This window comes from Pseudomonas sp. Irchel s3f19 (genome assembly GCF_900187555.1).
Lineage (GTDB): Bacteria > Pseudomonadota > Gammaproteobacteria > Pseudomonadales > Pseudomonadaceae > Aquipseudomonas > Aquipseudomonas capeferrum.
Genome location: NZ_FYDW01000028.1, coordinates 1 through 5,664, shown reverse-complemented (window position 1 = coordinate 5,664; position 5,664 = coordinate 1). Strand labels below are relative to the sequence as shown.

5 protein-coding genes and 1 pseudogene are annotated in these 5,664 nt (G+C 60.4%); 5 read left to right on the top strand and 1 reads right to left on the bottom strand.

Going from position 1 to position 5,664, the window contains the following annotated elements:
- The first annotated feature begins 254 nt into the window (after positions 1 to 254).
- The 5 genes from CKW22_RS27130 (at position 255) to CKW22_RS27110 (ending at position 5,460) form a co-directional block, all read left to right on the top strand.
- Entirely contained in the window at positions 255 to 785 is a 531-nt protein-coding gene (locus tag CKW22_RS27130; protein ID WP_095065630.1) for a sigma-70 family RNA polymerase sigma factor, read from the top strand.
- Entirely contained in the window at positions 782 to 1,747 is a 966-nt protein-coding gene (locus CKW22_RS27125; protein WP_095065628.1) for a FecR domain-containing protein, read from the top strand. Before CKW22_RS27130 ends, CKW22_RS27125 begins: the two co-directional genes overlap by 4 nt.
- Positions 1,748 to 1,837: 90 nt before the next feature.
- Positions 1,838 to 4,273 carry a TonB-dependent siderophore receptor gene (locus CKW22_RS27120; protein ID WP_095065625.1) on the top strand — a complete coding sequence of 812 codons (2,436 nt, stop codon included), beginning with the start codon at positions 1,838 to 1,840 and terminating at the stop codon, positions 4,271 to 4,273.
- A 237-nt stretch (positions 4,274 to 4,510) separates the two neighbouring features.
- Entirely contained in the window at positions 4,511 to 5,104 is a 594-nt protein-coding gene (locus CKW22_RS27115; RefSeq protein WP_256577339.1) for a GNAT family N-acetyltransferase, read from the top strand.
- Positions 5,101 to 5,460: a cupin domain-containing protein gene (locus CKW22_RS27110; RefSeq protein WP_095065621.1), complete on the top strand. Its 360-nt coding sequence runs from the start codon at positions 5,101 to 5,103 to the stop codon at positions 5,458 to 5,460. The genes CKW22_RS27115 and CKW22_RS27110 overlap by 4 nt, the downstream gene beginning before the upstream one ends.
- Positions 5,461 to 5,488: 28 nt before the next feature.
- Here CKW22_RS27110 and CKW22_RS27105 read toward each other — a convergent pair.
- Positions 5,489 to 5,664 (bottom strand): annotated as a pseudogene (locus CKW22_RS27105) (IS630 family transposase); the annotation flags it as partial.

The following is a 5,664-nucleotide window of genomic DNA, read 5'->3' as shown; positions in this document are numbered from 1 at the left end:
AAATGGTGTCAAAGAAGCCGCGAACTCAGGCTTTGCTGCCGCGTTGCGGCAGATCGCGGGGCAAGTCGGATCGCCGCACCGCCGCTCCCACAACGATGAATGACCATACTTTTCGTACAGAACCTAAGCGGCCGCGCGCCTGCACAGCCGCCACGATGACTATGAAGATGATGCCGACCTGGCCAATTGCCCGAAATCCGCATCAACGCTAGAATTGCTAATTATTCGCATTAGCAACCCTAGGCGCCGTTCCCATGACCGCTTCTCCCGGCACTGCTGGCTCCGACCTGGAGAACCTCTACCGCGCCCACCATGGCTGGATCCGCCAGTGGCTGCAGCGCAAGCTCGGCAATGCCCACGATGCTGCGGAGTTGGCGCAGGATGTGTTCGTGCGGTTGCTGACCAAACCCCGGGCTTTCAATGACCACGAGCATGCCCGCGCGTACCTGGGGCGCATGTCGCGCAATGCGTGTGTAGACTTCTGGCGGCGGCGGCGGGTGGAGCAGGCTTATCTGGACGTGTTGGCCGCCCAGCCCGAGCAACTTGCACCATCGCTGGAGCAGCAGGCGGTCATCCTCGAAACACTGGAACAACTGCAGGCGATGTTCGAACGCATGCCCAAGCGGGTGGCCGACGCGTTTTCCATGGCGCAACTGCAGGGCATGAAGCAACGCGAGATCGCTGAGCAGTTGGGCGTGAGCGAGCGCAGTGTGAACAGCTACCTGGCTCAGGCGATGTTCCAGTGCCTGTTGCTGGAAGCCGAACTGGATGATTCGCTGGCATGAGCCGGGGGCAACTCGACCATGGCGTGCTGCAAGCGGCGGCAGGGTGGTTCGCGCGGCTGCACGCAGCAGGGCATGACGCAGCAACACTGGCGCAATGGCAAGCCTGGCTGACCGAGGATGCGCGGCATCGCCTGGCGTGGTCCTATGTAGAAAACATCAACCAGCGCTTCGGCAACCTCGATGGCCAGGCAGAACTGGCCCGGCAGGTGTTCGACAACGCTCGCAGTCACCGGCAGTCGCGTCGTGCCGTGCTCGGCAGCCTTTGCGTAGCGGGCGCGGCTGGCGTGTTGGGGTGGGGCGGCTGGCAGCGCGGTTGGGTGGACTCGCCACGCGCCTGGTTCGCCACTTATCGCACCGGCCTGGGGGACGTGCGGCCGCTTACACTGGCCGATGGCAGTCAGTTGTGGCTGAACGGCGGGACGGCACTGGATGTGCAGTTCGATGAAGGCGTGCGGCAACTGCGTCTGTACCGGGGCGAAATCCTGATCGAAACCGGCGAGGACTCACGACCACTGTTCGTCGAGACGCGGGCAGGGCGGATGCGGCCACTCGGCACGCGGTTCAGTGTACGGGATCAGGGGCTGGCAACGACCTTGAGTGTATTTGCAGGCTCGGTACAGGCAACCTGCGCCGGCAGTGGTGTGCGCACTACGCTGGGTGCCGGGCAAATGCTCGTGTTCGATGCGCAACAGGCAGGCGCATCAACAGCTGCACAGGCTCTGCGCCAGGACTGGAGCCGTGGCGTGCTGGTGGCGGAGGACATGCCGTTGGGCCAGGTAGTCGACGTTCTGCGCGAACACCGTCACGGCCACCTGGGCATCGACCCTGTGCTGAACAACTTGCGTGCGGTGGGTACCTTCCCGCTGCTGGACACCGACCGCACCTTAGCCATGCTCGAGCGTGCGTTACCCATTCGGGTGGTGCGCACCTTGCCTTGGTGGGTCTCCATCGAGGCGCGCTGAAAAAATTTCAAAATTCTTTTTCTGGTTTTGCGACGCTCATGCGCTTGGTGGGATGACGCTACTTCATCCTACTTCCGGAAGGACCCTTTCATGCTGCTTCGCCATCCTGCTTTTTCGCGCCCTCATCCGCTGACTTTGGCCATCCTCCTTGCCCTTGGCAGTCACGCTGCCACCACCCAGGCCGAAAGCAACGGCGCAGCAGTGCAGCGCGCGATGTTCGACATTCCGGCCGGGCCGTTGGCACAGCAACTGAACCTGCTGGCCAAACAGGCAGGGTTGTTGATTGGCGGTGATGCCACGCTCACCGCCAATAAGCAGGGCCAGGTGGTGCACGCCACCCGTGTCGAGGAGGCGCTGGCGCAGATGCTGGCGGGCAGCGGCGTGGAGGCGGTGGGCACCGGCGAGCGGGAATTTCAGCTGGTGCGTCAGGTTGAAAACGCTGCCGGTGCCGTCACCCTGGGCAGCACCACCATCTCCGGTCAGGGATTGGGCGACTTGACCGAGGGCACCGGGGCCTACGCGACGGGGCGTTCGTCGACCGCCACCAAACTGCCGATGAGCCTGCGCGAAACGCCGCAGTCGGTCACCGTGGTCACCCGCCAGCGCATGGATGACCAGAACATGCAAAACCTCGACGACGTCATGCGTAACGCCACCGGCGTCACCATCATCAAGAACGGGAGCGAGCGCTCGCTGTACCAGGCTCGCGGGCAGACGGTCGAAAACCTGCAGATCGATGGCGTGCCGACCAACATCGGCAACCCGTACTCGATGGACACCATTTCCAAGCCCAACACCGACATCTACGACCGCGTAGAAGTGGTGCGGGGCGCCACCGGCCTGATGGAAGGTGCGGGTAACCCGTCCGCCTCGATCAACCTGGTCCGAAAGCGGCCTACGGCCGAGCCTCAGGCATTGATCGAAACCTCGGTTGGCTCCTGGGACAACTACAAGACCATGCTCGACCTGTCGGCGCCGCTGAATGAAGCCGGCACCCTGCGCGGCCGCTCGGTCCTTTCCTACAACAATGCCAACAGCTACCTGGACACGGCCCAGAAAGAAAACCAGCTGTTCTACGGCATCATCGAGGCCGACCTGGATGAGTCGACCCTGGCCACTTTCGGTTTTACCTACCAGAAGGAACGCAACTCCGGTTATGACTGGTCGGGCCTGCCCAGCAAGGAGAGCGGCGCGTTCTACCCGATGTCGCGCTCTACCTCGCTGACCGGTGACTGGAACCACCTGGACAAGCGCAATACCACCCTGTTCGCCGATATCCAGCACACCTTTGCCAACGGTTGGAAGGGTGTGGTGGCAGTCAACCAGATGTGGGCAAAGTCGGATTTCCTGGGTAACTACACCTACCCAGGCGGTGGCACCGACCTGTTCACCCTCAATCCGCGCCACTTTCACTTCGATGACACCCAGACCAGCATCGATGGCTATTTCACGGGTCCGTTCCAGCTGCTGGGCCGCCAGCATGAGCTGATTGTGGGTGGCAACTGGAACAAGGACGACTTCGACTACCACGGCGGGCGCGATGCTAGCTACCGCTACATCGTCGACATGAACAACCTGGCAGCGTTTGACCCACCCACACCGACCGCCCTCAATGTCAACCAATGGCAATACAACCGCACCCAGGAGCAAAAGGGCGTGTATGTGGCCAGCCGGTTCAGTCTCACCGACAGCACGACGTTCATTCTCGGCAGCCGCTTGAGCTGGTACAGCCACGATTCGCTGGATGACACCAATGGCGTGCGTGAACCCTCAGACCATAAGCACTTCTCCAAGAGTGGCGAAGTCACCCCTTATGCGGGCCTGGTGCAGGACCTGAACGAAAACTGGTCGGCCTACGCCAGCTACACCGAAATCTTCAAGCCGCAGAGCGCGCAAGATGCGGATGGCACAACGCTTTTGCCGATGACCGGCAGCAACTACGAGATCGGCTTGAAGGGAGAGTTCCTCGATAAGCGCCTGCAAACCGCTATCGCGCTGTTCCAGGCGGACCAGACCGGCCGTGCCGAGCGCGTGACCTGTGCGCAGACCTGGGCTTGCTACCGGGCGTCCGACAAAGTGCGCAACAAAGGTATCGAGCTGGAGCTGACCGGTGAGGTGCTGCCGAACTGGAACGTATCGGCGGGGTACACCTATACCCAGTCCAAGTACATGGGTGGCGAGCAGAAAGGCGAAGACTTCAACGGCGCATCGCCACGCCATTTGTTCAAGGTTGCAACCGACTACCGCCTGCCAGATACGCTCAACCAGCTGCGTGTAGGTGGCAGCTTCTACGCCCAGAGCAAGATGACCCAGACCGAGGTCGGCAAGGACTACAAGATCCGGCAGGATGCCTACCACCTGACCAACCTGCACGCCATCTACGAGATCAGCCGCAACCTGGAACTGCAGTACAACCTTGATAACGTGTTCGACAAGAAGTACTACCAGACCCTGGGAAATACTAATTACTGGAATTTCTACGGTGAGCCGCGCAATTTCAATGTGGCGTTGCGGGCGAAGTTCTGACTTAGGTAGGCCCGGGAAACCACATATACGAGGCCGGCGGTGGCTGGATGGCGTGTATCAACGGCCTGGTCGTTGAGTAGGCGGCCACGTGCCTTTGAGCATGGGGCAGCGTCGCACGCCGTGCTGACGGTGTTCGCCCCGAGCATGATAGGAACCGTTCAACCCGCTTACCCTGCCACCCTGTCAAAGGCGTAATCCTTGAAAAACTAACCACCCGATCCCATGGGAGCACAGTACATGCCTGTCGGCTTCAGACCCGCTCAAGCCTCGGACGCGCACGATATTGCGCGCTTCTTTCAACTGACATCGGAGGGCATGGCCGATTACATATGGAGCAAGCTTGCCGCACCTGGAGAGGCATTGCTGAGTGTCGGTGCGTCTCGCTATGCCAGGGAGCAGGGCGACTTTTCCTACAAGAACTGCCTGATGGCCACTTTCGAAGGGCGCGTCATCGGCATGATGCATAGCTATGCCTTGCGCGAGACCCCTGACAGGCCTGTCGAGGCAGACCCGGTCCTCGCGCCTTATTCCGATATGGAAATACCCGACACCTTATACATATCCAGCCTGGCCCTGGATGAGGCCTGGCGTAGCCAGGGGCTGGGTGTCCAGTTTCTTGGCCACGCCCAGCAGCGCGCTGAGGCCGCTGGCCTGGATGGGCTATGCCTGATCGATTATGAAGAAAACCACGCTGCACGCCGCTTCTACGAACGTCACGGTTTTCAGATTGTTAAAACCTGCCAGATCGTTCCGCACCCGATGCTGGGCGTAACCGGTGAAGCCTATTTGATGTATCGCCCTACCCACAACGTGCTCGAGAAAAAACCATGAACAAGAAACTGACGGTGTTCCGCGAACTGGATACTCAACCGGTGCGCGACCTTCCCTTTTTTGAAGAGGTCGTGGAAGGCACCCCTCATACGCTGACGTCCAAGTACTATCACGATGAACAGCAAGGTCGCATTTCCGGAGAATGGGAAGCCAGCACCGGCGCGTGGCGCATCGACTACAAAGTTTGGGAGTTCTGCCATGTCCTGAGTGGATGCTGCGTCATCGAGCTTGAGGATTGCGCCCCCATCACACTCACCGCTGGCGACACGTTCATTATCGAACCGGGCGCCAAGGGCAAATGGACCGTGCTGGAAGACATGAAAAAGAACTTCGTGATTCTCTTGCCCGCGAACTAGTGTGGTGTTTCAGAAATACCACTGAAAATCATTTGCCCAGCGCTCGCGCCGCGCGAGCGACTGAGGCAAGGATGTCATCGGCCTTCTTGTGCCACCGAAATGGCTTCGGGTTCTGGTTGTAGGTTTCCAGGTAGTACTCGATCGACGCCTCCAGATCTTTAACGCTGACATGTGCCTGCCGCTTGATCCACTTCTCGCTCAGCG

Excerpts from the sequence above, each read along its gene's own strand:
- CKW22_RS27130 (WP_095065630.1), top strand. The coding sequence starts at position 255 with ATGACCGCTTCTCCCGGCACTGCTGGCTCCGACCTGGAGAACCTCTAC.
- CKW22_RS27125 (WP_095065628.1), top strand. The coding sequence starts at position 782 with ATGAGCCGGGGGCAACTCGACCATGGCGTGCTGCAAGCGGCGGCAGGG.
- CKW22_RS27120 (WP_095065625.1), top strand. The coding sequence starts at position 1,838 with ATGCTGCTTCGCCATCCTGCTTTTTCGCGCCCTCATCCGCTGACTTTG.
- CKW22_RS27115 (WP_256577339.1), top strand. The coding sequence starts at position 4,511 with ATGCCTGTCGGCTTCAGACCCGCTCAAGCCTCGGACGCGCACGATATT.
- CKW22_RS27110 (WP_095065621.1), top strand. The coding sequence starts at position 5,101 with ATGAACAAGAAACTGACGGTGTTCCGCGAACTGGATACTCAACCGGTG.